This window comes from Rhodopseudomonas palustris (assembly GCF_013415845.1).
Classification (GTDB): domain Bacteria; phylum Pseudomonadota; class Alphaproteobacteria; order Rhizobiales; family Xanthobacteraceae; genus Rhodopseudomonas; species Rhodopseudomonas palustris_F.
The window spans coordinates 1,405,038-1,430,842 of record NZ_CP058907.1 but is presented as its reverse complement, the minus strand read 5'-3'; the positions used below and the strand labels follow the sequence as shown (position 1 = coordinate 1,430,842).

Below are 25,805 nucleotides of genomic sequence, written 5' to 3'. Positions count from 1 at the left end.
GTTGAACCTTGTTGATGGACGTCAGAGGCCGAGATAAGCGGCGCGGATCGACGGATCCGTGGCGATGCTGGCGGCAGGGCCTGACGCGGCCGTGCGGCCCTGGTCGATGACATAGGCATCATCTGCAAATTCGAGGGCGGTCGCCACGTCCTGCTCGACGACCAGAAGGCTGGTGCCCTCGGCGTTCACGCGTCGCAGCGCCGCGATCAGTTCGTCGACGACCAACGGCGACAGCCCCAGCGACAATTCGTCAATCAACAGCAGCTTCGGAGCCGCCATCAGGCCACGCCCGATCGCGCACATCTGCTGCTCGCCGCCGGACAACGTCGAGGCGTCCTGTCTGCGTCGCTCGCGCAGCCTTGGAAACAACGTAAAGATCCGCTCGAGATCGGCGAAGACGGCGGCCTTGTCGTTGCGCAGATAAGCCCCCAGCATCAAATTGTCGAACACCGACAAGCCGGCGAACAGTCGCCGGCCTTCCGGAACGTGGACGATGCCGCGGCGAACAAAGTCAGTTGGACGCGCCGCCTCCAGGCGCTCGCCGGCAACCGTGATGCTGCCGTGCCGAGTCGGTAGCAGCCCCGAGATGGCGCGCAGCAGTGTGGTTTTGCCCGCGCCATTGGAACCGACGAGCGCCACCACGCGGCCTTGCTCGACCGTCAGATCGACCTGCCAGACCACCTGGACGTCGCCGTAACCGACCGCAAGGTCGCTGACCTGCAGCAATGGCGCGGTCATATTCCAGCACCCCGCTGTGCTTCGGCCCAGCGCCGGCCGAGATAAGCCTCGATGACGCCGTCGTCGGTCATCACCTGCGCCGTCGCGCCGTCGGCGATCAGCCTACCCTGGTGCAGCACCAACAGGCGGCGGCACGAGCGTGACACCACCTTCATCAGATGCTCGATCAACAGCACGGTGATGCCGCGGTCGGCGATTTCGGCGATCAACCGCAAGGCGTCGTCGATCTCGGCCGCGTTCAGTCCGGCGTTGACCTCGTCGAGCAACAGCAGCTTCGGCCCGGCGGCGAGGCTCTTGGCGAGTTCGAGCCGCTTCCGCCCCGCAAGGGTCAACGAACCCGCCGGCTTGTCGGCTTCGCGCGCCAGACCGCAGAATGCGAGATGCGTGTCCGCAATGCGGCGCGCCTCGGCGGGCGTGTCGACGCCGCCCGCGAACAGCGCCGCCGCCGCAACGTTCTCGCGCGCGGTGAGACGCGGAAACGGCTGGACGATCTGAAAGGTGCGCGCGATCCCGGCCCGCGCTACCTGATCCGGCCGCATCCCGTCGATCCGCCGATCGCGGAAGTGAATGGTGCCCGACGACGGCGCGAGCACACCGGTGACGACATTGACGAACGTCGTCTTGCCGGCGCCATTCGGACCGATCAGGCCAATGATCTCGCCCTCCTGCAGGGCGACCGTGACGTTGTCCAGCGCCAGCAAGCCGCCGAACTTCTTCGACACACCGGCGAACCGCAGCAGCGCCGTCATCGGGGCCTCCTCCGGATAACCGCGGTGAGCCAATGCCAAGCGCCCCGTCCCTGCAGGTCCCGCAGGCCGCCCGGCAGGAACAGCACCAGCGCGACAACCAGAAGCCCGAGAATGCCGGCGTGAAACTCCAGGCTGTTGCGCCAGATCAGTTCTTCTAGCCCGAGGAAGGCGATCGCGCCGATCACCGGACCACCGAGTGTTCCGACGCCGCCGAGCATCGCCATGATGATCGGCTTCACCGACAGCGAGACGTCATAAACGTCGGTAGGATCGATATAGTTGACCCAGGATGCGTAGATCGCCCCGACCGTTCCGACAAACAGGCTGGAGATCGTGAACGCCGCGATCTTCGCTGCGCTCGTGTCGACGCCGATGACTTGTGCGGCGTCCTCGTTCTGCTCGATGCAACGGAGAGCGACGCCGAGCCGCGCGCGCGCGATCCACAGCGAGGTCAGCCATGCTGCGATTGCGACGGCAAGCATCGCGGTCAGCACCAGCCGCGCCTGCACCTCCGGGCCGCCCGCGAGCAACGGCACATTCAACCCCATGCCGCCACCGGTCAGCGACGTCCAAGTGGTCGTGATTTCCCGCAGCACGTCGGCAATCACCAGGCTGCCGATCGCGAAATAGTGGCCACGCAGATGAAGGATAGCCAATCCCAATGCGGCGGCGAACGTCGCAGTCGCCAGACCAGCCCCGATCCATGCAACATACAGCGGGACTCCGTGCGAAAGAGATACGCCGCCCACATAGGCGCCCAATCCGAAGAATGCTGCCGTGGCAAACGACGGATAACCGCAGAAACCGCCGACGATATTCCAGGCGACGGCGAGCGTTGCGTACATCGCGGCGGTCGAGGCCAGCCGCAGCAAATAATTGTCGCCGAACCCAAGCAACGCCGCGAGGGCGAGTAAGATAACGCCGGCCCCGAATACCCGCCACAGCATCAGGCGAAGCCCTTCCGACCCAGCAGCCCCGTCGGCTTCACGACCAGCAGGATCAGCAGCAGCACGAAGGAAATCGTCAGCGCATTCTCAGGCCCGAGCGCCAGCGCGCCGAAACTCTCGATTACGCCGAGGACGAATCCACCCAGCACCACCCCGGGAATGCTGCCGAGGCCGCCCAGCACGCAGATCACGAAGGCTTTGCCCAAATAGCCGCTCGAGGACACCGGTGAGATCGGGAAGATCGCGGCCAGCAGCGCCCCCGAAGCACCGGCCATGAAGGTGCCCAGACCGAAGGCGATCGCGTAGGTCCACGACACGTTGATGCCCATCAGCGCTGCCGCATCACGGTCCATTCTCACCGCGACGATCGCGCGCCCGAGCTGGGTGAAGCGCAGCAGCAGCCAAAGCGCGCCGACCAGCGCCAGCCCCTCCGCCGTTGCATAGATGCGGTCGATCGGAACGATGATATTGCCGAATTCAGCCACGCCGAGCGGCGGCTGCAGGTTGATCTTGCGATAGTCGGCCTTGAACGTCGCCAGCATGGCGTTGTCGAGAAACAGATTGAGGCCGAAGGTCAGCACCAGCGTGATCAGCACCGGCCTGCCCATCACCGGGTTCACGACGAAACGCTGGAGGGCGAAACCGATCAGGAAGGTCGCCGCGCCGGCGAACGGCGCCAGCACGAACGGGCTGACGCCGAATTGCTGATGAGCGAAGAACGCCAGGTAGCCGCCGAGCACGATCAACGAACCGTGGAGGATGTTGATGATATTGAGAACACCCCAGACCAGGGAAAATCCGGCCGCAATGCAGGCGTACAGGCCACCGAGGGCGAGCCCGTTCACTAGCACCTGAATCCAAAGCATCACTAAACCTTCGTGACCACCAGCAGCGACGACATCCGGCCGTCGATCTCGTCCGATCAGTCCGCGGCGTTCGCGCGGAAGGGAGCGGTGGCGAGTTCGGCCGGCAGAACGACCTGAACCTTCCCTTGCTGAATCTGATAAACCGGCGGGATGTAGGAATTGGCGATGCCGGTCGGACCGAACGAGACGGGTGCAAAGAAGGTCTTGAAATTCCCCTTGGCGAGCTGTTCGCGCACCGCGGTGCGATCCTTCGAGCCAGCCCGTTCGATCGCGGTCTGCAAGATGACGCCGACCGCGGCGCCCGAGGCCTGGGTGAAGTCCGGCTCGGCGCCATATTTCGCCTTGAACTGCTCGACGAACGCCTTGGTCGAACCAAACACGTCCTCGCTGGTGTAGTTCAGTACCGGGTGAAACCAGCTCGCGGTGGTGACGTTCTCGGCGAGGGGACCGACGGCGTCGATCCACTCCTTGTAGGCAGGACCGTTGATCAGGGTGTAAACTTGGCCGCCGACCTTCAGCTCTGCTGCCTGCTTGCGTACCAGGATGAGATCGTTGATGTAGCCGGTCACCACCACCCAATCGGGCTTCGCCGCCCGCAGCTGGGTCAGCGCGGAGGAGTGATCGAGCGTCCCGATAGGGTACTTCTCGTAAAACACCACTTCAAAGCCACGCTTCTTGGCGCTCTTCTCGAATTCATTACCGAGCGACAACGGATACAGATCGTTGCGGGCCAGGATCGCAACCCGCTTGATGGTCGGCAGCTTCACCTTGATCAATTCGGCGATCGGCTCGCTGAGCGTGCTGTTGTCGGTGTAGAGACCGAACAGATTCTTGTAGCCCTGGTCGAAGACTTCGGCGGACGACGCGCTGGAGGCCAGCAGCGGGACGCCGTACTTCTCCGCGACGGCACTCACCGCCTTGGCCGCGCCGGAGCCGAACGGCGAGAAAAGAAAATCGACTTTGTCGTCGCTGATCAGCTTTTCGGCGAGCTGGACCGCCTTCGGCGTGGTCGACTGATAATCGTAATAGACGAGCTCGACCTTCTGCTTCTTGTCGCCGATTTTTACGCCGCCGGTGGCGTTGACCTTGTCCTGCCAGAGCTCATAACCCTGCTTCAGTTTCGCACCTTCCGGCGCCAGCGCACCAGTGAGCGGCAGCGGCGCCCCGATTCGAAGCGCCTCGTCCGCACGCGCGGGCGACAGCACGAGCGACGAAACGGCGAGCATCGCGGAAGCGATCGACAGCAGTGTTTTCATGACGGCCCTTACACTTGATGAGGGCCTCGTGTCGTCGACACGCTAATCAAAGTCAATCCTAGCTGTATCAAAAGATAGCTTTATCTCCGCAGCATCCGGTTTGCGCAATGCATTACTCCAATCATCATGTCCAGGAGAACGTCATGCCGCGACGGTTCGGCAACACGCCGACGTCGACATCAACGACCGCCATTGTCGGTCGAGAAGGCGATTGCACGATCCACGTCACCCAGAAGTTGGCCGCACCTTCCTCGGTGAACCCTGACGTCCCCCACGCACTTCGCGCGCTCCCGGCCACGCTAATCGATGCTGGGGTGCAACCGCACATCGACTGAGCAAGATCGCTTCGTCGACAACGAGCACTCACTTCGCATCCGCGACGGGCTGTCGCAGCCTGGTGACCTTGTCCTCGAACAGTTTTTCCCGCGCGCGCTCGTACGCAAGGCCCTCAATATCCAGATGCCGCCAGCAAAGAGAACAGTGCGCGTGATTTCTGCAATGCAGAGAGAACGTCATGCTGATCATCCGATCGCATGAAGTGATTGCTGCTTATTTTGCGAGTCCGACTTCCACCGGCTTGAGATTCCAGCCGCCTGCGGCTTCGATACGATGAATTCCATGAGCTCTGTTTGAAAAGTGTTTGGGCTTCTCATCTCATTTCGGGCGCACGTCCAGTGGCCTGTCGTCGGCTTCGCAGTTGTGCTGGCGCTCGCTGGAGGCGCAGTCGTGGCGCAAGACTGGCGCAGCGTCGCGCTGTGGGGCGTCGGCATCGCACTCGGATACGCGCTGTATCGCTCGACGTTCGGATTCAGTGCCGGGTTTCGTGCGCTATTGCGCGACGGCCGAACCGCACATGTTCGTGCGCAATGCCTGATGCTCGCCGCGGCTGCCGTGACCTTTCTGCCCGCGCTGGACGCCGGAGCGGTGTTCGGCCAGCCGGTGCGCGGATTCGTCTCTCCCGCCGGGATTGCATTGGCCGCAGGCGCCTTTGCGTTCGGGATCGGAATGCAGCTTGGCGGGGGCTGCGCATCCGGCACGCTGTACACGGTCGGAGGCGGCTCAACTCGGATGCTGGTCACATTGCTGTTCATCGTCGTTGGCGCAACACTCGCCGCGCAGCACGCAGAATTATGGACAGATCTGCCGACGTTGCCCGGCGTATCGCTGCTGGCCATGCTGGGCCTGCTGCCTGTCCTCGCCCTTTACGCGGCGGTGTTCTTACTGTTGTGGCGCATCGCGCTTCTGCACGAGCGACGCCGACATGGGGAAGCGGCTTCGATCTGGCGAACGCAACCGCAGCAGCTATCGCCGTTCGCCTGGGCAGCGCTCGCGCTCGCAATGCTGAACTTCGCGACGCTGCTAGTCGCCGGACGTCCCTGGGGAATTACCCAAGCCTTCGCGCTGTGGGGTTCGAAGATCGCGGACGCCACCGGGCGCGCCGATCCGGTGTTCTGGACATTCTGGGAGAATCCAACCCGTGCCGAAGCGCTGCATCGTCCGCTCTCGGCCGACATCACGTCGATCATGGACGTCGGCGTCATCGTCGGCGCGCTGCTGGCTGCGGGACTTGCAGGCCGTTTTTCTCCGCAATGGCGGATCGCGCCGCTGCATCTGATCGCCTCGGTGGTCGGAGGCCTGCTGCTCGGCGCCGGTGCCATCGTCGCGACCGGCTGCAACATCAGCGCGATGTTTTCCGGCATCGCGTCGGGAAGTCTGCACGGCTGGCTGTGGATCGCGGCCGCACTGCCCGGCAATTGGCTCGGCGTCCATCTGCGCCCGCTGTTCGGGCTCGACGACACGCCGGTTCAGCGCCGCATTCTCCGACAATCAGTTTGACTCACCACGGGGGACTTCATGTCAGTCACACGTTCATCGGTTGTTTCATTAGTTCTTGCCGCCGCCGCGCTGGCGGTGGCAGCGACTCCCTCACTCGCAGAGGTGCACAAAAAGAAAAAGACGGGTCTCCCGCCGCCACTGATCGTGCAGGCCTGCTCGGGCTGCCACGGCCAGTTCGGCAAGGGCCAGGGCGGAACGCCCGAACTCGCCGGCTACAAACGCGACTCCTTCGTTCTGGTCTGGGACGAGTTTCGCAACAACCAGCGGCCAGCCGCGACCATCATGCCGCGCATCGCACGCGGCTACTCCGAAGCCGAGGTCGCCACTTTGGCCGACTATTTCTCATCCTTGCCGCGCTGAAGAGGACATCATGACCAGCATCTCCCGCCGCTCCTTCGGCAAACTGGCCGCTGCCGGCCTCGCCACCTTCGCGGCTCCCTCGTTACTCCACGCCAAGGATGGCGCCCGCCTGGTGATCATCGGCGGCGGCTTTGGCGGCGCCTCGGCGGCTCGCTTCGCCCGCATCAATTTTCCGCACATCGACGTCACCGTCATCGAGCCACAGAAATCTTTCGTCACCTGCCCCTACGGCAACCTGCTCCTCAGCGGCACGCGCACGCTGTCCGACATCACGCATCAGTACGTCGCCCTGAAGAAGCGCGGCATCAACTTCATCCACGATTGGGCCGACGCGATCGAACCGGACAAGAAAGTCGTCAAGCTGCGCAGCGGCAAGACAATCGCCTACGACAAGCTGATCGTGTCGCCCGGCATCGGCATCAAATGGGGCGCGCTACCCGGCTACGATCAAGACGCGGCGCAGATTTTCCCGCACGCCTGGGTGCCGGAGCGCGGCGAGCAGGTGCTGCTGCTGCGCAAGCAGCTCGAAGCCCTGCCCGATGGCGGCGTCGTCGGATTCGCGATTCCCGCCAATCCGTTCCGCTGCCCGCCAGGCCCCTACGAGCGTATCAGCCTGGTCGCCAACTACCTGAAGAAGCACAAGCCCCGCGCCAAGATCATCGCGCTGGACGCCAAGGACGCGTTCTCCAAGCAGGGGCTGTTCCAGGATGCCTGGAACGAACTCTATCCCGGCCTGATCGAATGGGTGCCTGGTAGCAAGGACGGCAAGGTGGTTTCGGTCGATACCAAGGAGAAAGTGTTCCGGACCGAGTTCGGCACGCGCCACAAGGTCGACGTCGGCAACGTCATCCCGCCGCAGTCCGCGGCGAAGATCGCCGTCGACGCCGGCCTCGTCAATGAGACCGGTTTCGTCCCGGTCAATCCGTACACCTTCGAGGCGGTCAAGGCGAAGGACATCCACGTCATCGGCGACGCCAATATCGGCGGACCGCTGCCGAAGTCAGGCTTCATCGCCAACTCGACCTCGAAGCAGGCGGTGGCGTCCGCCGTCGCCCTGCTGGAAGGGCGTGAACCGCCGAAGGATCCGGTCTACTTCAACACCTGCTACAGTCATGTCGGCGACGACTACGGCATCTCGGTCGTCGGCGTGTTCCGGCCGAGCGAAAAGGGCTTCGTCGAAACGCCGAACTCCGGCGGGGTGTCGCCGCGCGGACCGCTCGCCGAGAAGAAGCTGCAGCGCAAGCTCGAAGCGCAGTACGCCGACTCCTGGTATGCGAGCATCACCAAGGATGCGTTCAGCTGATGCAGCACCTCGACGATCTTCCGTTGGCCGTCGACCGCCGCCAGATGCTGATCGCCGCATCTGTCGGCCTGGTCGCCTCCATCGTGCCGTTCGCGCGGGCGTCCACCTCGGACGAGGTCGACGCGGCGATCCGCGATCTGATCGGCAACGCGACGCCGCGCGACGGCGGCATCGCGCTGCAGGTGCCGGAGACCGCGGAGAACGGCGCCGTTGTCCCGGTCACCGTGGTGGTCGACAGCCCGATGACCGCGGAGCGTTACGTCCGCGCCATCCATCTGGTGGCGACGAAGAATCCGACGCCCGGCATCGCCAGCTTCAGGCTCTCGCCGGCGTCCGGGAGGGCGCAGGTGTCGATGCGTATCCGGCTCGCCGAGAAACAGATGCTGCTGGTGTTTGCCGAGCACAGCGACGGCACCGTGAACCGCGCCGCCGCTGAGATCAAAGTGAGCGTCGGAGGCTGCCTGACATGACGGTGCCGCTGACCGGTCGTCCACGTCTCAAGCTACCCTCCGTCGCCACGGTCGGCGAAGTCGTCGAGATCCGAACGCTGCTGGAGCATCCGATGGAGACCGGCCTGCGCAAGACGCCGAACGGTCAGCCGATCGCACGCGATTTCCTGGCGAGCTTCATCGCCGAAGCCAACGGCGCGCCGGTACTGAACGTCGACTTCCGCAACGCGACATCAGCCAACCCTTATCTCATATTCCACGCCCGAATCTCCGGCCCGACCGATTTCAGATTTGTTTGGACCCACGAGGACGGCCGCAGCGTCGATGACGTCGCGCATGTGGACGTAAAATAGAAGGCTCCGGACGCGCTGCGCCAGGCGCCGGTCAGGCTTGACCTGCACCGGCCGTCAGTCTGGCCGGCGCGATGCCAGATATCGGGCGCGCTTGGCGCGTTCCTCGGCGAGCTCCGTCTCGTCCCAATAGCCGATCAGGACGCCGGATTCGATATTGCGATCGTAGGCACGCTGCGCATCGTCTTTCGCCGCGATCGCCTCGTCCGAGCGGGTGATGCGGCTGCGTGGCCGCCGTGCCCAGGCGAAGAACGCATCGGACAGGCGTTGCCGCACCTCGGCATGATCTTCGCTGTCACCAAGATCTTCGAACTCGTGCGGATCATTGTCGAGGTCGAACAGCATCGGGCGGAATCCCTCGACGAACACCGCCTTCCAGCGACCATCGGCCACCATCGTCAGCCGACAATCAGGCACCGGCGTTCCGAGCGAGATGCGAGCGCGATCCAGTGCGTAGTCGTATTCCGAGAAGACGTAGGATCGCCAGTTTTCGACGCGCTCGCCGCGCAGCAGCGGCAGCAGTGACCGTCCCTCGAGAATGTGCGGCTTGGGCCGGCCGCCGAAATAATCGAGGAAGGTCGGCGCCAGATCGATCTGCTCGACCAGCGCCTCCGAAACCGTGCCGCGCGTAGCGTCGGCTGCAGGCGACGGATCGACCACGATCAACGGTACCTTCACCGAGACGTCGTGAAACATCTGCTTCTCGCCGAGCCAGTGGTCGCCGAGATAGTCGCCGTGATCGGAGGTGAACACGATCAGGGTGTCGTCGGTCAGTCCGCGTTCGTCGAGATAGGCGAACAGCAGCCCGAGTTGGTCGTCGATCTGTTCGATCAACCCCATATAGGCCGGGATTACCCGTTCACGTACGCCCGGCCGCGAGAACGCCTGAGACACGCGCTCGTGCTGAAACTCGGCGAAGATCGGATGCGGGTGCTGCCGCTCACGATCGGACCGCACCACCGGCAGGACGTCGTCTGCACCGTAGCGATCGTGATACGGCGCCGGCACGATATAGGGCCAGTGCGGCTTGATGTATGACAGGTGCAAACACCATGGCCGCCCATCGGCTTCCGCCTCGCCGATGAACTCGATCGCCCGGCGGGTGATATAGGGCGTTTCCGAATGTTCATCGGGGACGCGCGCCGGCTTGTCGGCATGCGAGAGCAGCCAGCCGCTGAGCAGTTCGCCGTCGCCGCCCTCGGCGGAATTCGCCCACGCCTCCCAGGGGTTGTCGGCGTCGAAGCCCTGGCTGCGCAGATAGGCGTCGTAGTCCGGCGTCGGATCGTACGGACCGTCCGGATGCAGACCGTCGTCGCGCTCGTACGGCTCGAAGCCGCATTGCGAGACGTGAACGCCGATCAGCGAATCCGGCACGATGCCGAGCCGCGCCATGCCCTCGCGATCCGGCACCATGTGCGTCTTGCCGACCAGGACGTTACGGACGCCGATCTCTTTGAGATGATCACCCAGGGTCGGTTCACCGACCCGCAGCGGGATGCCGTTCCAGGTCGAACCATGGGACCGCACGTAACGGCCGGTATAGGTGCTCATCCGGGACGGGCCGCAGATCGTCGACTGCACATAGGCATTGACGAAGCGGACGCCGCGTTGCGCCAGTGCATCGATGTTCGGGGTCTTCAATCGCGGATGGCCGGATACGCCGAGGTAGTCGTATCGCAGCTGGTCGCACATGATGAACAGCACGTTGCGCTTGGTGGTCATCAAAACAGTCCTGGCGTTGGGAGAATCGAGGTGAAAGGGGATCAGATCGCCACGGGGAGAAGCGCAGTGACCCGTGGTGTGTCGTGCACGCCGACGTCGTCGGCCGTCAGTAGTCGCAGAATCGACTTCCGCAAATCGAGGAACGCTGGGGCGGTGCGGTCGCGCGGCCTCGGCAGGTCGACGGCGACGATCTCCCTGATGGTGCCGGGGCGCGGCGTCATCACCACGACGCGATCGGCCAGATAGATCGCCTCCTCGACGTCGTGAGTGACCAACACGGTGGTGACGTTGCGGGTTGCGCCGATGCGGTGGAGTTCGTCTTCCATCTGATGCCGCGTCAGCGCGTCGAGCGCCGCGAAAGGCTCGTCCAGCATCAGGATGCGCGGGCTCGCCACCAGGCCCCGCGCGATCGCGACCCGCTGCGCCATGCCGCCGGAGAGCTGGTGAGGGAGCGCCTTCTCGAAGCCACGCAGTCCGACCAGTGCGATATGCTCGGCGAGGGAGGTAGCGAGCTCGGCCTTCGACAAGCGATCGTTGATCACGCCGAGCGCGATGTTCTGCTCGACGGTGAGCCACGGAAACAGCCGATGCTCCTGGAACACAATGCCGCGGTCGCTGCCGATTCCGGGCAGCGGGAGGCCATCGATCAGGATGTCGCCCTGATAGTCGCGGTCGAGGCCGACAAGCAGCCGCAGCAGAGTCGATTTCCCGCAGCCGCTGCCGCCGACAATGGCGACGAACTCGCCTTCGGCGATCGAAAGGTCGAAGCCGTTCACCGCGTGCAGAAGCGCGCCGTTGAGCTGGAAGTACTTGTGCACGTTTCTGAACGACACCAGTGGTGCAGCGCTCATGCTGATCTCCAACGGGTTGCGCGAGCTTCGATCCTGCTGCCGATCGCGTTGAGCAGCGCGGCGACCACGCCGATCATCACCATCGCAGCAAGCACCACGTCGGTCCGGAACATCTGCTGGGCGCCGATCATCAGGCTGCCGATGCCTCCCCCAGAGGGCATGAAGTACTCGGCGCCCATCGTGCCGATCCAGCATTGCAGCAGCGCCAGCCGCAGTCCGGCAAACACAGAAGGAGCGATGCCGGGCAGCACCAGGCAGCGCAGCCGGTCGATTCCGCCGAGCCGCAGCGTCCACGACGCTTCGATCAGATGCGGGGACAGCGTCGCGACGCCGCGATAGGCCGCCAGTTGCATCGGAAAGAAGCTGGCGATCGCCACGAAAGTGATCTTCGACGCTTCGCCCAGCCCGACCCAGGCGGTCAGCAACGGAATCCACGCGAAAATCGCGACCAGCCGCAGCGCCGCGAGCGTGCCATTGAACAAACGGTCGAGTGGGCGGTTCAGACCCATCGCCAGACCGACTACAAAGCCACTGCTGGCGCCGAGCGCGAGGCCGATGAACGCGCGTTGCAGGCTGAGGCCCATCGCGCTTTCGAACGATCCATCGGCGAGACCGTGGCCGAGCACCGACAGCACCGCCGCCGGCGATGGCAACATTGTCGGACTGATAGCACCCGAAGCGCTCGCGGCGGCCCATGCAGCCAGCAGTCCCGCCGGGAAGAGCCATGACAGCAGACGATATCCGCCGCGCGCGGTGCGGTGTTCCGCCAGGGCCGGACGCGGCCAGCGCACTGCGGCGCGATCGACGACATTGAGCCCGCGGTCCATCACCAGACCGACGATGCCGATCACCAGGATGCAGACGAACACCACGTCGAGTTGGAACAGCTGCCGGCCCCACACCATCAGGAAGCCGATGCCTTCCGAGGACGCCAGCAGCTCAACGGCGACCAGTGAGGTCCAGCCCTGCGCCAGTCCGAGCCTCAGCCCGGTGAGAAACGCCGGCAGCGCTGCCGGCAGGATCACGCTGCCCAGACGTCGAAAGAAACCGAGGCGTAGAATGCGTGTGGCCTCGAGCAGCTTCGGATCGACATCGCGGACGCCGACATGGGTGTAGATCACCACCGGGGTGACCACCGCCTTGATGATGACGACGACCTTCAGCGCCTCGCCGAGGCCGAGCACCATCATCAGGAAGGGAATCCAGGCAAGCGTCGGCACCTGCACCAACGCGATGAAGGTCGGATAGACCGCCGCCTCGACACGCCGACTGAGCCCCATCGCGCCGCCAAGAAAGCCGCCGGCCAAAGCCGCGAGCGTGAAGCCGAACAGCAGACGCTGCAAACTGATCACGAGGTTCGACAGCAGATTGTCCGCAAGCAATTCACTCGCTGTCTGCCACACCAAAGCCGGAGTCGGCAGCACCTGCGACGACATCCAGTGCCGCTCCGCTGCGACGCTCCACAGCGCCAACAAGGCGACCGGCACCACCAACCCCAGCAGCGCCGAGGACCGCAGCCAGGCCGGCACACCGAACCGTGGCAGCGTGCGGAATCCTGCAACGGCCGCTCCGCGCGGTGGGTAGTCTCCGCTGGCTACGACGTCGCTACTCATTGCCCCAGCGGCTGCCCGGATTTGTCGTAACGCGGCCAGTAGCTCTTCAGCCCAAGGTCTTCGACCGCCTTGTCGACGAACCTCGGCTCAAACCACGGGCCGACGTCGAAGGTCTTTCGGACCAGGCTCAGTTCCTTCGCCTGCGCGACGCCAACGCGAAGCCCGTCGATGACGAACTCGTCGATCAACGGCGAGAACCGAAACTTCAGATCCTCTCCGCCGTATTCGGTGCGGCCGAGCGAGGCCGGAATGCCGGAGCGCTGCGACGCAAAGATGATGAAATCCTCGAGGTGGTCCGACTGCGACAGATCGCGCTGTGCCTTGACCACCACAGTGACGAGCCGTTGGACGAGATCGGGATGTGCCGCGATGAATTCCTCCCGGGCAAGGAATCCGCTCTGAACCGTGAACTCGCGGCCTAGATCGCGAGCGCTCAGCGCGATCCGCGCCAGCCCCTTCTCCTGCAGCGTCACCGCCTGCAAGCCGGCCCAGTTGCCGTCGAGCTGCTTGGCGGCTAGCGCAGCAGACGCCGCGCTCCAATCCAGGTTGACGACCTGCAGATCACGCTCGCTCAGCCCCGCTTTGGCCGGCGCCCGATCGAGCACGAGCTGATAGGCGGTCCCCTTAAACACGGTGACACGCTTACCCTTCAGGTCCTCGACCTTCTTGACGTCGGAGTCGAGTGGTACCGCGAGGTAAGCATTGTTGCCGCGCACCGGCACCAGGAAGCGCGTCGCCAGACCGTTGGCGCGGCCGATAATCGCGGCGAGGTCGCCAAGATAGACGACATCGAGCTGCTTATTCGCCAGTGCTTCGTTGACCGCGGGACCGGCACCCTTGAAGAACGTCCATTCGACTTTGATGCCGTCTTTGGCGAACTCCTGCTCAAGTAACTGCTTGCCGGCGATGTAGGTGACGATCCCCATGCCGCCGGACGGCGTCGGCCCGGCGCTCTGATCAGGCGTGCCGATGCGGATCGTCACCGGCTCCGCCGCAAACGCCGAAGACAACAGAGCGCCGACAAACAGCACAACCGCGGACAGCCGCAACGCGCAAAACATGACCGCTTCCCCTCAGAGTAATCGCCGTTGAACGTGGCGCGGCAACGAGTTCACGCCATTAAATCGCGGGAACGTCTCCGGTAAAGCAACAAAACCGCGCAGGCCTCAGTAAAGTGAGATTGCGCTGCTAACAGCCGCGGAAATGGAATATCTTTCGCATCCAGACCGGCCTCGCGGACTAATCATTATGCAGCTTCTCCCGTTTGGTGACCCATTCGGCGGCCGCGGCATCCCACCGCTAGATTTCCGGCTGCATCCACCGCATCTCGGTTGCAATCTGCCGAGAGAGGCGCGCCATCTTTGAGTTGGCAGTCCGCTTATGCCCCCCTTTTTCCAGATGTCGCCCGGTCGAATTGATCGTGTGGCAATCAAAGCCGCCGGCATGGGACGATGACGCTGACGTTCGCAGCACAAACAAATTTCCGCCCGGAGCCGCATTGGACACTGAGCGCCTACTTTGGCACTCTCCGGTCTGGACGTGATCAAGATCACCCACAAAATCGCGTTCTCCGCTCCAACCCGAAACAGGGCTTCGGAAAAGACTGAAGGCACCAAGAAATTAATGTCACGACCGGTTGAACAACCGACGTGCTCACTAGGGGCCTGCTACGCGGATTCGCGGGGTCGGCCACTAACTACACTGCCACGGCGCTCATGATCGACCGCATTGCTGGTCGTCCTCGGAGAGTGTCCGCTGTTCGCATACATGCTACTGAGACGGTCAACGACCTGGGCGACACGTGTCGTCACGTTGACGGAGGAGCGCGAGGTCCCCATACGGACGTGGACGGCCCCGTACCGGATGACCGCCGAGACAGGACACGCCGCTCTGCCAGTCGTTGCCGCTGCCTGAGGGTAGCCGGCCCTTGCGTACGCTGCGCGACGCCGACGACTACGTACAGTCGCTGCCACCGGACGAGCAGCAGCACGACGCAATCCAGAAGGCACCACACGTCCTGCTGCAAGCCACCGACAACTGCAGTCGGATGATGCTCCCGCGAAGTGATGTGTGGAGAAAGGTCCGCAAACACCATCCGAATCCGCCAGGCCGTCCGTTCAGACAGTCCGTGGACCAGTGCAAGCTCGAGCGCGATGGGTGACGCCCGAAAGGGCTATTCGCGACGTTGTCCGGGGATTTAGAAGGCGCGTGCTGGAGCGGCTCTACGACAGCTAAGCGCTTGAAAAACTATGGTAGCGGGAGAGGGACTTGAACCCCCGACCCCAGGATTATGATTCCCGTGCTCTAACCAGCTGAGCTACCCCGCCACGGTGGTTCGCCGTCGGCCTTGCGAACAAAGGCGATGCGAACGCGCGGCATATAAGGAGGCGCGGGTTGCCCTGTCAAGCAATGCCGGACAGGGCGGGAAAACTCGGCATTATGGGCTATTTGGGACGGACGGTCGGATCGCCTCCTGGGCTGCCCGGCGGCGGAATCACCGGGGTTTTGCCGACGTCTGGAGTCGGCGCCCGAATTTCCGGGTCCACGCCTGCAGGCGGGCACAGCACACCGTCAGACTTGGCGAGCTTGTCACCGAGCGGCTGCTGGGTTTGCCCGGTGGTGGCGTCAGGAGCCGTGGCGCCGGGAGGATTGACGGTCGCATGCGGCGAGCATTCGGTCGCCGACGGTGCCGTAGTGGTTGGCGGCTTGGGCGGCGCCTGGGCCGCAGCGGGCGCGGCTGCCAGGGCCAAACAACCGAACGCGATGGTCAGTTTCGACATCATGCCCGGACAACGTGGCGAGGCTCGCCACGTTCCGGCGGCACGAGGTCACAGTTTGCGATAGCGGATCAGGGAGAAGTGGCCCATCGGCGGCATCGGCCGACGCTCGGCAAGTTCCACCCCGCCATGACGCGCCGCCCAGTTCACCAGCCTCTGCCACGGAAACTCCGGCCGCCAACCGAGCCGGCGCGCGATCGGCGAGAACGCCAGTTCGAACAGCTTGCGCGGGCCGCTCTCGGCGCCGATGTGGTTGACCAGGATCAGCTCGCCGCCCGGCTTCAGCACGCGGATGAAATCGTCCAGCGTGGCTTCCGGGTCCGGCACCGCGGTGATGACGTATTGCGCCACGACGGCGTCGAAGTAATTGGCCGGAAACGCCAGGTTCTTGGCGTCCATCACGGCGAGCACGTCGACATTGCTAAGGTTCAACGTGCGGACGCGCTCATGCGCCTTGCGCAGCATCGGCTCGGAAATATCGACACCGCACAGCCGCGTGGTCTTCGAATAATCCGACAGCGACAACCCGGTGCCGACGCCGACGTCGAGCACCCGTCCGCCGATCGCATCGGCCACCGCGATGGTCGATTGCCGGCCGCTGTCGAACACTTTGCCGAAAACCAGATCGTAAATCGGCGCCCAGCGCGCGTAGGCTTTCGCCACGCCCGCGCGATCGATGTCGTTCGCCATACTCTGCCCCGAAAATCCTTTAGCCGCGCGCGGCGGCCAGCGCCGGCGCCTCGATTTGCTCGCGCCCACCTTCGAACCGGCGCGGCGCAGCGCTCTTGATGAAGCCGCCGCCGAGCACGCGCGCCTGGCCCTCGGCCGCGTCATAGAACACGCAGGCCTGCCCCGGCGACACGCCCTCCTCGCCGACCACGAGTTCGACCTCGTAGCCTCCGTTCGCCGCGCGCAGCCAGGCCGGCTGCGGGGCCCGCGTCGAGCGCACCCGGACGAAGAGCTCCAGGCCGTCGCCGATCACGTCGTCGAGTGACCCGTCGCCGATCCAGTTGATGTCGCGCAGCACGATGCGGTCCATCAGCAGCGCTTCGCGCGGGCCGACCACGACCTGTCGCTGCGCCGCATCGAGCCGCAGCACGTACAACGGCGAGCGCGACGCGATGCCGAGTCCGCGGCGCTGGCCGACGGTGAAATGCACGATACCGGGATGCTGGCCGAGCACGCGGCCGTCGACATCGACGATGTCGCCCGGCTCCATCGCGTTCGGCTTCAGCCGCTCCACCACATCGGTGTAGCGGCCGGTCGGCACGAAGCAGATGTCCTGGCTGTCGTGCTTGTCGGCAACCGACAGGCCGAACTGCCGCGCCAGCTCGCGGGTCTGCGGCTTGGTCATATCGCCGAGCGGGAAGCGCAGGAATTGAAGCTGTTCGCGGGTGGTCGCGAACAGGAAGTAGCTTTGGTCGCGGTCGCGATCGGCGGCGCAGACCAGTGCCCGCGATCCGTCATCGAGGCGACGCGACGACACGTAGTGACCGGTCGCCAGCGCCGAGGCGCCGAGCTCGCGCGCGGTGGCGAGCAGGTCGCGGAATTTGACCGAGCGGTTGCATTCGATGCACGGCACCGGCGTCTCGCCGGAGGCGTAGCTGTCGGCAAAGCTGTCGATCACCGACTCGCGAAACCGGCTTTCATAGTCGAGCACGTAATGCGGAATGCCGATCCGCTCGGCGACCGCGCGGGCGTCGTGAATGTCCTGCCCAGCGCAGCAGGCGCCCTTGCGATGGATCGCCTCGCCATGATCGTAGAGCTGCAGCGTGATGCCGACGACGTCGTAGCCCTGCGCCTTGAGCAGCGCGGCAGTCGCCGAGGAATCCACGCCGCCGGACATCGCGACCACGACGCGGGTGTCCTGCGGCCGGCCTTCGAGATCCAGACTGTTGAGCATTGGTTCAGTCATAAGCTGCGACCGGCGTCCGCCGCGCGGTCATCCTTCCGCAATGTCCGGAAGCGGCAGGGCCAATTCCGCAAACTTGGGTGATGCATGCTTTTAATATAGGCCGCCTCCCGGAGGCGCAATCGCAGCGGCCCGGTTTTGCGGGCCGCGGCCGCGGCAAATTCTGCCGCAGCGGCAGAAATAGCGTGGCAAACGCCGGTTCCGCCCTGCCCTCGCCCATGCCAAGCATCTGGATTCGCTTATTGTTTTGTTTGGCCCGGTCCTTGCTCAAGGTGCTTTGGACTGAAGAGTGAGAGATTGCCCGTGGTCAACGCATCGCCAGACGTCGCAGCCAGCACGCCCGCCCCCGCGCCTCGCACCCAGGCGCGCAACGAGCGGTCGTCGCATACGGACAATTTCGCCGCACTCGTGGACAGCAATACCGCCGCCTACGACAAGGCCAGCTCGGCGCCGAGGCCGGACACGCGCGCCTCGAGCAGCGCCTCGGACGACCGAAACACCAGCCGCAGCTCCCGCACCGACCGCAGCGGTGCGACGGATCGCAGCCGCTCCCGCGACAGCAGCGACGACTCCCGCCGCGCCGACAACGCCGCGTCGTCCGACCCGACCAAGCCGGACACCAAGACCACTGACACCACCAGCGGCGACAAGACCAGTACGGCGAAGAGCGACAAGGCCGACGGCACCAAGTCTGCCAAGGACGATAAGTCTGCCGGCGTCACCAAGGATACCGATGCCAAGAGCGCCGACCAGGCGGACAGCAAGGACGCCGGCGCGACCCCGCCGGTGACAATCACGCCGAATGCGACCGCGCTGATCGCAGCCCAGGTCACGACCGCCGCGACCGGCCCGAACGCCGAGGGCGACGCTGCCGGAACCGCGAACGGCACGCCACTGGCGATCGCCGCCGCCGCGGCGCTGAAGGCCAAGGCCGATGCCGGCACGGCGACGACGCAGACCGCCCCCACCGATCAGACCGGCACCGCTGAGGCCGCCCAGACCGGGGTTGCGGCCGATCCGAAACTCGCCGCGCTGGCGGCCCAGGCCAATGGCGCCAAGGCCGATGCCAAGACCGGCACCAAGACCGACGGGACAGCCAAGTCAGAAGCCAAGGGCGAGGCCACGACCACAACGACGGCCGCGCAAGCCGCGGCTGCGCAGGCGGCGACCGCCAACGCCACCACCGGAACGCCGGTGCCGCCGCAGCCCGGCCAGACCACGCCCGACGGTCAGCCGGCCGGAGACGCGAAGCTCGCCCACGCGCTCGCTGGCGCCGTCGACGATGCCTCGCCGAAGGGCAGCTCCTCGCACCTGAAGCCGGACGCGGCGCTGCCGCAGGCCCAGGCGCAGGCCGATGCCAACACCATGCTGCCGCAGACCCCGATCGCCGTGCCTCAGCATCTGCAGCCGGCCGCGACCAACGGCGTCAACGCGGCTGCCGCCTCGCAGCTCACCGCCACCAACGCCGCCAACGCGCCGGTGCCGGTCGAAGGGCTCGCGGTCGAGATCGCCACCCGCGCCAAAGGCGGCGCGACCCGCTTCGATATCCGTCTCGATCCGGCCGAGCTCGGCCGTATCGACGTGCGGATCGACGTCGATCGCCACGGCCAGGTGACGTCGCATCTGACGGTGGAGAAGCCCGAGACGCTGCAGATGCTGCGTCAGGATCAGACCCAGTTGCAGCGCGCGCTCGACGACGCCGGTTTGAAGACCGGCGACGGCGGCCTGCAGTTCAGCCTGCGTGACCAGTCCTCGTCCGGTCAGCAGGGCCAGCAGCAGGAGAGCGGCCGCAGGTCGCAGCGGCTGGTGGTTTCGCAGGACGAACTGCCGCCCACGCCGGTCGCGAGCCGCGGCTACGGCCGCATGCTCGGTGCGAGCGGCGGCGTCGATATTCGAATCTGAGGAGCAACGCGCATGTCCGTCGATTCCACAACCGCGACTACGCCGTACTCGGCCCCAAATCCGAACTACTCCGCCGACAGCGCCAAGTCCAAGACCAGCTCGACCCCGGGCATCGCGGACAATTTCCAGACCTTCCTGACGCTGCTGACGACGCAGCTCAAGAACCAGAACCCGACCGACCCGCTGGACACCAACCAGTTCACCCAGCAGTTGGTGCAGTTCGCCGGCATCGAGCAGCAGCTCAAGACAAACGACTCGCTGAGCTCGCTGGTGCAGCTGCAGACCACCGCACAGGCGACACAAGCGATGAGCCTCGTCGGCGCCAACGCCATCGTCGACGGCAGCAAGGTGCAGATGACCAAAGGCAATGCGATCTGGTCGTTGTCGACCGACAAGCCGGTCAGCGCCCAGGTTTCGATTCAGAGCGACACCGGCCAGACGGTGTATTCCGGCAAGTTCACCATCAATGCCGGCAAGGATCAGGCGTTCAAATGGGACGGCCGCGGCAACGACGGCACCCAATGGCCGGACGGCAACTACAAGCTGTCGATCGTCGCCACCGACGCGTCGGGGAAGACCGCCACGGTCTCCACCCAGATCCAGGGCACGATCGACTCCGTCGATCTCACCCAGACGCCGCCAAAACTGTCGATCGGCGGCCAGAATTTCTCGCTCGACCAGATCAACAAGCTGGTCCGGGCCAACAGCACCGCCACCTCGATGTGACGGTGCCGTGCGCCCGGATTTGCCGCGCGCTTACTGCTCGATCAGCTTGTCGGCGAAGTAAGCGATCGTCTTGCGATACACCAGCGCGCGATTCCACTCGCGCATCGCCTCGAAATTCGTCGAGCCTTCCTCGTAGGAGCCGCCGGCCTTCCAGCCGGCGCTCTTCAGCAGATTGGCGGTCGAGGCCAGCACGTCCGGCACGCTGTGGCGCAGATCGACGTGGCCGTTGCCGTCGTAGTCGACGCCGTACTTGATGTAGGACGACGGCAGGAACTGGGTCTGGCCGATCTCGCCAGCATAGGCGCCGACCATGTCGCGCAGCGTCAGGTCGCCGCGCTGCAGGATCTGCAGAGCCGCCAGCAGCTCGCCCTGGAACAGCTCGGTCCGGCGGCAGTCATGCGCCAGCGTCGCCAGCACGCGGAACACCGGCAGCTTGCCCATGTCGCCCTTGCCGTAATCGGTCTCCAGGCCCCAGATCGCCACCACGATCTGCGGCGGCACGCCGAACTGGCGCTCGATCCGCGACAGCAGCGAAGCGTGACGCATCAGCATCGCGCGGCCGGCCTTGATGCGGCCGGCGCCGACCCGCGTCGAAACATATTGCTCAAAGCTCTTGTTGAAGGTGCCGCGCTGGCGGCGGTCGAACGCCAGCACGCCTGGGTCCTCGGTGACGCCGCCGAGCGCCTGCGAGATCACGCCCTGTGAAATTCCGGCCTGGGCTGCGTCAGCGGAAAAGCTGGCGATGAAGCTGTTGAAGTCGCCGCCGCAGCGGGCGGCCTCAGCCGGCGCAGTGGACAGCAGCGCGCCGCCTAGGGCGCAGGTGACGAGAGCAAGGCGCAGCTTCAACATCTGAATCGTGTCTCCAAGGAAGGGAAATGGCGAACGGAAAGGACGGCGAACCGAACCTGAATGCGTATTGATGCGTATTGCTATGACAACCGCGCGAATCTACCATTTCATACTTGCGGTTGCGAGGCGGGACCAACAGCGCCATATCTGACAAGTCTGATCGGCCCCGAATCCTGGGACGCTGGCGCCAAGCTTGCGCACCATCGTTATCGAAGGGAAGAACATCATGCCGCGCCGGAGTGCCTTGCTGGGCCAACCGCTGTTTCGCCTCCTGGCGATCAATCTGGCGATCGGTGTGATGATCGCGGCCCTGCTGCTCGGCGGGCTGCTGTATCTCAACCCCGGCCATTTGCGCGACCTGATCTTTGCCGACGACTCGCCGGGCACCGCGCTCGGCCTGTTGCTGTTCGGCTTCGTCGTCACCTTCGGATCGGCCGCGATGGGTTCGGCCATCATGGCGATGGGCAGCGATCTGCGCGGCGGTGGCAAGGGCGGCAGGAAGCTGGCGCTGCCGATCGAGATGATCCCCGGTGCCAAGGCCATCCCGGTGCGCGCCGAGCATGGCGCCCGCGCGGTGCGCCGGCACGGCAGCCTCTGAGCTGGCAGCTTGCGGCGTCATCCGGCGCTGTAACGCTCCACCTCTGCCGGCCCGCGCCATCGCGGCTCCTCTCGCATCAAAACCGCGCCGATGAGCCACCGGCGCGGTCGTTGTTCGCTTATCGGAACTGTCGCCGATCACCATGGCGAAACGGCGGCTGAGCGCTGCCGTTTCGCTCAGCGGATCACGCCGCGCGGCGCTGGTGCTTACCCTCGCGCATCTCCTCGATGATCTTGGCCGAGAACGCCTCGAGGTCGCCCGGGTTGCGCGAGGTGATGACGCCATTGTCGGTAACGACCGCAGAGTCCTCCCATTTCGCCCCGGCATTGATGACGTCCTGCTTGATCGAGTTGTAGGACGTCATCTTGCGTCCCTTGGTGATGCCGGTATCGATCAGCAGCCACGGCGCATGGCATACCGCCGCCACGGTCTTGCCGGCGTCGAAGAACGACTTGATCAGTTTCAGCGCATCCTGATTGACGCGCAGCAGGTCCGGATTGATCTGCCCGCCGGGCAGCACGATCGCGTCGTAGTCGTCGGCCTTCACCGCCGAGAGCTGCTTGTCGACCTTGACCAGATGCCCCCAATCCTTGCCGCTCCAGCCTCGGATCTCACCCTGCTCCGGCGAGACGATGTCGACCTGGGCGCCGGCCGCCTTCAGCCTGTCACGCGGGATTTCCAGTTCCGATTGCTCGAAGCCGTGGGTGGCGAGAATAGCGACGCGCTTGCCATCGAGTTGGCCTGCCATATGTGCTCTCCATGTCGTTGATCAGCACCCCGCTGAGTAATCGCAGGCACGGGTGATCGTTCCGCCGGGAACAACACAGACGAAGGTCGCCGTCAGGGCGCGGTGAAGAGCAGCGACGCGGTATTGAGAGGGGCAGGCAGAACATAGCAACCGGTATCCTGCGGGTTACGGCTGCTCCTACAGATCGAAGCGAGGAGCCGCGAGATGCCAAGATACTAACTCGCCAGAGTCCACGAGCGTTATCCGGCCCGATAACACCGCGGATCGCCGCGCCTCTTCCGAAAAGCTCGACGTGGTGACGATGAAGCCGTGGAAGGCATTTTGCTCCTCGATCACCCCCTTGAACTGCTGGACGACGGGCCGCCCGACCCGATTGTCTAGTGAGTTCCGTTTGCACTGCGTGACGATGAGGCCCTTCGGGTGGAGTGCAAATCCATCGACCCCTAGGTCGTTGGACCTCTGCGTGACCCATGACTTGCATCCTGCGCTCTCGAAGAAACTCATGACGTGGCGCTCGAACTGAAACGGGTCCATCTTCAGCAGTGCGGCGTGGATGCCGGCACCTTCCTGGGGTGTCGCGAACCGGACCGGGTCTACCGGGCGTTCGCGCATTGCGGCTTTCATTCTCCAGCTAGTCTCGCGCAGACGCTCATCCTTGATGATGATGTCGATGACCTCTGCGATTGCCGGCCGCGCCGCGGGATCCCTGATGATCGCCTCAATGATCGATGTGATACCGGCGGCGCCGAGGAAGACCAGAAGAAGGATCGGAACACCGATCGCGCCGCCGAATGCGGCCAGTCCAGCGGCCTGGCCTCCAACGAGAGGCACTGCGGCCAGGGTCGCCGGGATGGCAACTTTCACGGCGGTGGGAAGATTGGAATGCCTGTAATCCTGGACCGCCTCAGTGACGCGCGCCGCGACGAACTCCACAACGGAACGAGAGTCGACGAGACCAGATAGACGCCTGATCTTGTCCGAAACACTCAGCTCGCTCGCGACGACATCTCGCGATTGCCCCAGCCACCTGATCGCCTGCAGACGATCATCGGCGCTTCCCAGTCGCTTGACGGAATTTGCGAAGACATCGACAGCCCACTGCCTCACGGCATCTTTGACGAAATAGAACATCGAACCACATTGGAAATGAATTGGAATCTTGGCAGATACTAATTAGTTCAGGAATGAAATGACGCCTGAGATCATAACGGCGGCCGCAGAGTTCCGCCAGAGGTCTCGATACGGGTCGCGACAAACAACCGACGTGTTGCCAACGATGCGAAAGCAGATTGGCGGCGGCCGTCGGCCTGAATCCCGGATTTCGTTTTGCTACGTCCGGGCTACGGACGACTACAGACTACGTGGTCTTCACCGCCGCCGGCCAGAACATCGTCAGCCATACGCTCGGCTGGTCGGTCGCGGTGGCTTCGACGCGGTGGCGGCAGTGGGCGGGGATGTCGATCCAGGTGCCGGGGGTGAGGTCGACGGTGCGGTTGCCGTCTTCGAAGCGCAGCACGGCGGCGCCGGACAGCAGCACGACGAACTCGTCCTCGCTCTGATCGTACCAGAACCCGTCCGGGCTCGACTGGCCGAACGAGACGATGCGCTCGATGCGGATGCCGCCGCGGGCCAGCAGGGTTTCGAGCACTTCGTCGGGGCCGGCGGGCGGCAGCGGGTGCAGCAGATTTCCGTGCGGTGCGTCCATGGCTTTCATCCTCGGCGCGGAATTTGGCGCCGATCGGCGCCGGCCGCTATCCGTCTTGCGATGGAGCTTGTGTTTCGCCGCGCGGCGTTTCATACCGCGTTTGCCCGCGCCGGCCGAGATGCCCGCGCGCCCCGCCCGCCGGCCTCCCCGCTCCCGACCAACGGACGATGCGGCCGAGTTCCGCCTTTTGTCCGGCGTCAAAGCAGACGCAGGTGAAACGGCGTCGGATACCGGCAGGGCGCGGCGGATCGCTTGGCCGGCGGTCCTCTCACTCAGCCACTGAGCCTGGAGCTTTCCGTGCGCCCTGCCGTCATTGCCGCGACCGGCCTCTACACTCCGCCCGACAGCGTTTCCAATGCCGAGTTGGTGGAGGCGTTCAACACCTATGTGGCGAACTTCAACGCGGCGAATAAAGCGCGGATCGAAGCCGGCGAGATCGAGCCGCTGCAGCCGTCGTCCTCCGAATTCATCGAGAAGGCTTCGGGCATCAAGTCGCGCTACGTGGTGGCCAAGCCGGGCATCGTCGATCCTGACGTGATGCGCCCGATCATCCCGGAGCGCTCCAACGACGAATTGTCGATCCTCGCCGAGATGGCGGTGACCGCGGCCGAACAGGCGATCGAACGCTGGGGCAAGCCGCGCGAGCGGATCGGCGCGGTGCTGTGCGCCTGCTCCAACATGCAGCGCGCGTACCCGGCGATGGCGATCGAGGTGCAGAACGCGCTGGGGCTCGGCGGCTTCGCATTCGACATGAACGTCGCCTGCTCGTCGGCGACCTTCGGGCTGAAGACCGCGGCGGATTTCGTCGGCGGCGGCTCGGTCGATGCGGTGCTGATGGTCAATCCGGAGATCTGCTCCGGCCATCTCAACTTCCGCGACCGCGACAGTCACTTCATCTTCGGCGACGTCGCCACCGCGGCGATCGTCGAGCGCGCCGATGATGCGCAGGGCGGCTGGTCGATCCTCGGCACCAAGCTGAAGACGCAGTTCTCCAACAACATCCGCAACAATGCCGGCTTCCTCAACCGCGCCTGGCCGGAAGGCCGCGACAACGTCGACAAGCTGTTCGTGCAGCAGGGCCGCAAGGTGTTCAAGGAAGTGGTGCCGCTGGTGTCGGAGATGATCATCGAGCACGCCCGCGAGATCGGTATCGATCCGCACGGCCTGAAGCGGATGTGGCTGCACCAGGCCAACATCAACATGAACGAGATCATCGGCCGCAAGGTGCTGGGCCGCGATCCGACGCGAGACGAAAACGTCATCATTCTCGACGACTACGCCAACACCTCGTCGGCCGGCTCGATCATCGCCTTCCACAAGCACCAGGACGACATGGCGCAAGGCGACCTTGGCCTGATCTGCTCGTTCGGCGCCGGCTACTCGGCCGGCACGGTGTTCGTGCAGAAGCGGTAACAGCCTCGCGTCGCCGTCTCCCCGTCATTGCGAGGCGCGAAGCGACGAAGCAATCCAGAAGCCAGGTGCACGACGTCGCTGGATTGCTTCGCTTCGCTCGCAATGACGATGAAAGTCCGCCCGTCTCCTCGGCTT

26 protein-coding genes and 1 tRNA gene are annotated in these 25,805 nt (G+C 64.7%); 9 read left to right on the top strand and 18 right to left on the bottom strand.

Going from position 1 to position 25,805, the window contains the following annotated elements; translation table 11 throughout:
- Nucleotides 1-21 precede the first annotated feature (21 nt).
- The 6 genes from HZF03_RS06690 to HZF03_RS06665 form a co-directional block, all read right to left on the bottom strand.
- Nucleotides 22-738 carry an ABC transporter ATP-binding protein gene (locus tag HZF03_RS06690; RefSeq protein ID WP_119017137.1) on the bottom strand — a complete coding sequence of 239 codons (717 nt, stop codon included), beginning with the start codon at nt 736-738 and terminating at the stop codon, nt 22-24.
- Nucleotides 735-1,487, bottom strand: a complete 753-nt coding sequence (locus HZF03_RS06685) for an ABC transporter ATP-binding protein (RefSeq protein WP_119017138.1) — start codon at nt 1,485-1,487, stop codon at nt 735-737. Before HZF03_RS06685 ends, HZF03_RS06690 begins: the two co-directional genes overlap by 4 nt.
- A complete protein-coding gene (locus HZF03_RS06680; protein WP_234832154.1) occupies nt 1,484-2,359 on the bottom strand; it encodes a branched-chain amino acid ABC transporter permease in 876 nt (291 codons plus the stop codon). The genes HZF03_RS06685 and HZF03_RS06680 overlap by 4 nt, the downstream gene beginning before the upstream one ends.
- A 74-nt stretch (nt 2,360-2,433) precedes the next feature.
- Nucleotides 2,434-3,300, bottom strand: a complete 867-nt coding sequence (locus tag HZF03_RS06675) for a branched-chain amino acid ABC transporter permease (RefSeq protein ID WP_119017140.1) — start codon at nt 3,298-3,300, stop codon at nt 2,434-2,436.
- Between the two features lie 56 nt (nt 3,301-3,356).
- A complete protein-coding gene (locus tag HZF03_RS06670; RefSeq protein WP_210210273.1) occupies nt 3,357-4,556 on the bottom strand; it encodes an amino acid ABC transporter substrate-binding protein in 1,200 nt (399 codons plus the stop codon).
- Nucleotides 4,557-4,919: 363 nt separating this feature from the next.
- Nucleotides 4,920-5,072, bottom strand: a complete 153-nt coding sequence (locus tag HZF03_RS06665) for a hypothetical protein (protein ID WP_179906271.1) — start codon at nt 5,070-5,072, stop codon at nt 4,920-4,922.
- A 210-nt stretch (nt 5,073-5,282) separates the two neighbouring features.
- Here HZF03_RS06665 and HZF03_RS06660 point away from each other — a divergent pair, with 210 nt between their 5' ends.
- The 5 genes from HZF03_RS06660 to HZF03_RS06640 are packed head-to-tail and all read left to right on the top strand — an operon-like array spanning nt 5,283 to nt 8,857.
- Nucleotides 5,283-6,392 (top strand): YeeE/YedE family protein, encoded by a 1,110-nt coding sequence (locus HZF03_RS06660; protein WP_234832155.1) that lies wholly within the window; start codon nt 5,283-5,285, stop codon nt 6,390-6,392.
- A gap of 18 nt (nt 6,393-6,410) precedes the next feature.
- On the top strand, nt 6,411-6,752 hold the full coding sequence (locus HZF03_RS06655; RefSeq protein WP_133303218.1) for a c-type cytochrome: 342 nt from the start codon (nt 6,411-6,413) through the stop codon (nt 6,750-6,752).
- 10 nt (nt 6,753-6,762) lie between these two features.
- The gene (locus tag HZF03_RS06650; RefSeq protein WP_119017143.1) at nt 6,763-8,055 is read left to right on the top strand and encodes an NAD(P)/FAD-dependent oxidoreductase; all 1,293 of its coding nucleotides are present in this window, start codon (nt 6,763-6,765) and stop codon (nt 8,053-8,055) included.
- Nucleotides 8,055-8,525, top strand: coding sequence for a thiosulfate oxidation carrier protein SoxY (locus tag HZF03_RS06645; protein WP_119017144.1), 471 nt, complete (start codon nt 8,055-8,057; stop codon nt 8,523-8,525). The genes HZF03_RS06650 and HZF03_RS06645 overlap by 1 nt, the downstream gene beginning before the upstream one ends.
- The gene (locus HZF03_RS06640; RefSeq protein ID WP_119017145.1) at nt 8,522-8,857 is read left to right on the top strand and encodes a thiosulfate oxidation carrier complex protein SoxZ; all 336 of its coding nucleotides are present in this window, start codon (nt 8,522-8,524) and stop codon (nt 8,855-8,857) included. Before HZF03_RS06645 ends, HZF03_RS06640 begins: the two co-directional genes overlap by 4 nt.
- 54 nt (nt 8,858-8,911) lie before the next feature.
- On the opposite strand, the gene HZF03_RS06635 is transcribed toward HZF03_RS06640, so the two are convergent.
- The 8 genes from HZF03_RS06635 to mnmA form a co-directional block, all read right to left on the bottom strand.
- A complete protein-coding gene (locus HZF03_RS06635; RefSeq protein ID WP_119017146.1) occupies nt 8,912-10,576 on the bottom strand; it encodes an alkaline phosphatase family protein in 1,665 nt (554 codons plus the stop codon).
- Nucleotides 10,577-10,617: 41 nt separating this feature from the next.
- Nucleotides 10,618-11,427: an ABC transporter ATP-binding protein gene (locus HZF03_RS06630; RefSeq protein ID WP_119017147.1), complete on the bottom strand. Its 810-nt coding sequence runs from the start codon at nt 11,425-11,427 to the stop codon at nt 10,618-10,620.
- Nucleotides 11,424-13,040, bottom strand: a complete 1,617-nt coding sequence (locus tag HZF03_RS06625) for an ABC transporter permease (RefSeq protein WP_119017148.1) — start codon at nt 13,038-13,040, stop codon at nt 11,424-11,426. The genes HZF03_RS06630 and HZF03_RS06625 overlap by 4 nt, the downstream gene beginning before the upstream one ends.
- Nucleotides 13,037-14,101 carry an ABC transporter substrate-binding protein gene (locus HZF03_RS06620; RefSeq protein WP_119017149.1) on the bottom strand — a complete coding sequence of 355 codons (1,065 nt, stop codon included), beginning with the start codon at nt 14,099-14,101 and terminating at the stop codon, nt 13,037-13,039. Before HZF03_RS06620 ends, HZF03_RS06625 begins: the two co-directional genes overlap by 4 nt.
- A 1,189-nt stretch (nt 14,102-15,290) precedes the next feature.
- Nucleotides 15,291-15,367, bottom strand: a tRNA-Met gene (locus tag HZF03_RS06615).
- Between the two features lie 117 nt (nt 15,368-15,484).
- On the bottom strand, nt 15,485-15,823 hold the full coding sequence (locus HZF03_RS06610; RefSeq protein ID WP_119017150.1) for a hypothetical protein: 339 nt from the start codon (nt 15,821-15,823) through the stop codon (nt 15,485-15,487).
- A 45-nt stretch (nt 15,824-15,868) separates the two neighbouring features.
- Nucleotides 15,869-16,507, bottom strand: coding sequence for a class I SAM-dependent methyltransferase (locus HZF03_RS06605; RefSeq protein WP_119017151.1), 639 nt, complete (start codon nt 16,505-16,507; stop codon nt 15,869-15,871).
- Between the two features lie 19 nt (nt 16,508-16,526).
- Nucleotides 16,527-17,720, bottom strand: a complete 1,194-nt coding sequence (gene mnmA / locus HZF03_RS06600) for a tRNA 2-thiouridine(34) synthase MnmA (RefSeq protein ID WP_079403157.1) — start codon at nt 17,718-17,720, stop codon at nt 16,527-16,529.
- Between the two features lie 312 nt (nt 17,721-18,032).
- Here mnmA and HZF03_RS06595 point away from each other — a divergent pair, with 312 nt between their 5' ends.
- Both HZF03_RS06595 and HZF03_RS06590 read left to right on the top strand, forming a co-directional pair.
- A complete protein-coding gene (locus HZF03_RS06595) occupies nt 18,033-19,631 on the top strand; it encodes a flagellar hook-length control protein FliK (RefSeq protein WP_119017152.1) in 1,599 nt (532 codons plus the stop codon).
- Nucleotides 19,632-19,643: 12 nt separating this feature from the next.
- The gene (locus tag HZF03_RS06590; RefSeq protein WP_011156868.1) at nt 19,644-20,357 is read left to right on the top strand and encodes a flagellar hook capping FlgD N-terminal domain-containing protein; all 714 of its coding nucleotides are present in this window, start codon (nt 19,644-19,646) and stop codon (nt 20,355-20,357) included.
- Between the two features lie 30 nt (nt 20,358-20,387).
- Here the strand turns inward: HZF03_RS06590 and HZF03_RS06585 are convergent, their stop codons facing one another.
- The gene (locus tag HZF03_RS06585; RefSeq protein ID WP_119017153.1) at nt 20,388-21,206 is read right to left on the bottom strand and encodes a lytic murein transglycosylase; all 819 of its coding nucleotides are present in this window, start codon (nt 21,204-21,206) and stop codon (nt 20,388-20,390) included.
- Nucleotides 21,207-21,432: 226 nt separating this feature from the next.
- Here HZF03_RS06585 and HZF03_RS06580 point away from each other — a divergent pair, with 226 nt between their 5' ends.
- Entirely contained in the window at nt 21,433-21,804 is a 372-nt protein-coding gene (locus HZF03_RS06580; protein ID WP_119017157.1) for a hypothetical protein, read from the top strand.
- A gap of 184 nt (nt 21,805-21,988) precedes the next feature.
- Here HZF03_RS06580 and HZF03_RS06575 read toward each other — a convergent pair whose 3' ends face one another.
- The 3 genes from HZF03_RS06575 to HZF03_RS06565 form a co-directional block, all read right to left on the bottom strand.
- Nucleotides 21,989-22,552: a type 1 glutamine amidotransferase domain-containing protein gene (locus HZF03_RS06575; RefSeq protein ID WP_119017154.1), complete on the bottom strand. Its 564-nt coding sequence runs from the start codon at nt 22,550-22,552 to the stop codon at nt 21,989-21,991.
- Between the two features lie 177 nt (nt 22,553-22,729).
- Nucleotides 22,730-23,683, bottom strand: a complete 954-nt coding sequence (locus tag HZF03_RS06570; RefSeq protein WP_119017155.1) for a restriction endonuclease — start codon at nt 23,681-23,683, stop codon at nt 22,730-22,732.
- 226 nt (nt 23,684-23,909) lie between these two features.
- The gene (locus HZF03_RS06565; protein WP_119017158.1) at nt 23,910-24,257 is read right to left on the bottom strand and encodes a cupin domain-containing protein; all 348 of its coding nucleotides are present in this window, start codon (nt 24,255-24,257) and stop codon (nt 23,910-23,912) included.
- 297 nt (nt 24,258-24,554) lie between these two features.
- Between HZF03_RS06565 and HZF03_RS06560 the strand changes: the two genes are divergently transcribed.
- Nucleotides 24,555-25,670 (top strand): beta-ketoacyl-ACP synthase III, encoded by a 1,116-nt coding sequence (locus HZF03_RS06560; RefSeq protein WP_179906269.1) that lies wholly within the window; start codon nt 24,555-24,557, stop codon nt 25,668-25,670.
- The last annotated feature ends 135 nt before the right edge of the window (nt 25,671-25,805 follow it).

Bases quoted from the DNA above. Each gene is read 5' to 3' on its own strand.
- HZF03_RS06670 (WP_210210273.1), bottom strand. From the start codon at position 4,556: ATGAAAACACTGCTGTCGATCGCTTCCGCGATGCTCGCCGTTTCGTCG.
- HZF03_RS06665 (WP_179906271.1), bottom strand. From the start codon at position 5,072: ATGACGTTCTCTCTGCATTGCAGAAATCACGCGCACTGTTCTCTTTGC.
- HZF03_RS06630 (WP_119017147.1), bottom strand. From the start codon at position 11,427: ATGAGCGCTGCACCACTGGTGTCGTTCAGAAACGTGCACAAGTACTTC.
- HZF03_RS06570 (WP_119017155.1), bottom strand. From the start codon at position 23,683: ATGTTCTATTTCGTCAAAGATGCCGTGAGGCAGTGGGCTGTCGATGTC.
- HZF03_RS06640 (WP_119017145.1), top strand. From the start codon at position 8,522: ATGACGGTGCCGCTGACCGGTCGTCCACGTCTCAAGCTACCCTCCGTC.
- HZF03_RS06610 (WP_119017150.1), bottom strand. From the start codon at position 15,823: ATGATGTCGAAACTGACCATCGCGTTCGGTTGTTTGGCCCTGGCAGCC.
- HZF03_RS06605 (WP_119017151.1), bottom strand. From the start codon at position 16,507: ATGGCGAACGACATCGATCGCGCGGGCGTGGCGAAAGCCTACGCGCGC.
- HZF03_RS06565 (WP_119017158.1), bottom strand. From the start codon at position 24,257: ATGGACGCACCGCACGGAAATCTGCTGCACCCGCTGCCGCCCGCCGGC.
- HZF03_RS06675 (WP_119017140.1), bottom strand. From the start codon at position 3,300: ATGCTTTGGATTCAGGTGCTAGTGAACGGGCTCGCCCTCGGTGGCCTG.
- HZF03_RS06685 (WP_119017138.1), bottom strand. From the start codon at position 1,487: ATGACGGCGCTGCTGCGGTTCGCCGGTGTGTCGAAGAAGTTCGGCGGC.
- HZF03_RS06690 (WP_119017137.1), bottom strand. From the start codon at position 738: ATGACCGCGCCATTGCTGCAGGTCAGCGACCTTGCGGTCGGTTACGGC.
- HZF03_RS06590 (WP_011156868.1), top strand. From the start codon at position 19,644: ATGTCCGTCGATTCCACAACCGCGACTACGCCGTACTCGGCCCCAAAT.
- HZF03_RS06620 (WP_119017149.1), bottom strand. From the start codon at position 14,101: ATGTTTTGCGCGTTGCGGCTGTCCGCGGTTGTGCTGTTTGTCGGCGCT.
- HZF03_RS06655 (WP_133303218.1), top strand. From the start codon at position 6,411: ATGTCAGTCACACGTTCATCGGTTGTTTCATTAGTTCTTGCCGCCGCC.
- HZF03_RS06575 (WP_119017154.1), bottom strand. From the start codon at position 22,552: ATGGCAGGCCAACTCGATGGCAAGCGCGTCGCTATTCTCGCCACCCAC.
- HZF03_RS06625 (WP_119017148.1), bottom strand. From the start codon at position 13,040: ATGAGTAGCGACGTCGTAGCCAGCGGAGACTACCCACCGCGCGGAGCG.
- HZF03_RS06650 (WP_119017143.1), top strand. From the start codon at position 6,763: ATGACCAGCATCTCCCGCCGCTCCTTCGGCAAACTGGCCGCTGCCGGC.
- HZF03_RS06635 (WP_119017146.1), bottom strand. From the start codon at position 10,576: ATGACCACCAAGCGCAACGTGCTGTTCATCATGTGCGACCAGCTGCGA.
- HZF03_RS06645 (WP_119017144.1), top strand. From the start codon at position 8,055: ATGCAGCACCTCGACGATCTTCCGTTGGCCGTCGACCGCCGCCAGATG.
- HZF03_RS06580 (WP_119017157.1), top strand. From the start codon at position 21,433: ATGCCGCGCCGGAGTGCCTTGCTGGGCCAACCGCTGTTTCGCCTCCTG.
- HZF03_RS06585 (WP_119017153.1), bottom strand. From the start codon at position 21,206: ATGTTGAAGCTGCGCCTTGCTCTCGTCACCTGCGCCCTAGGCGGCGCG.
- mnmA (WP_079403157.1), bottom strand. From the start codon at position 17,720: ATGCTCAACAGTCTGGATCTCGAAGGCCGGCCGCAGGACACCCGCGTC.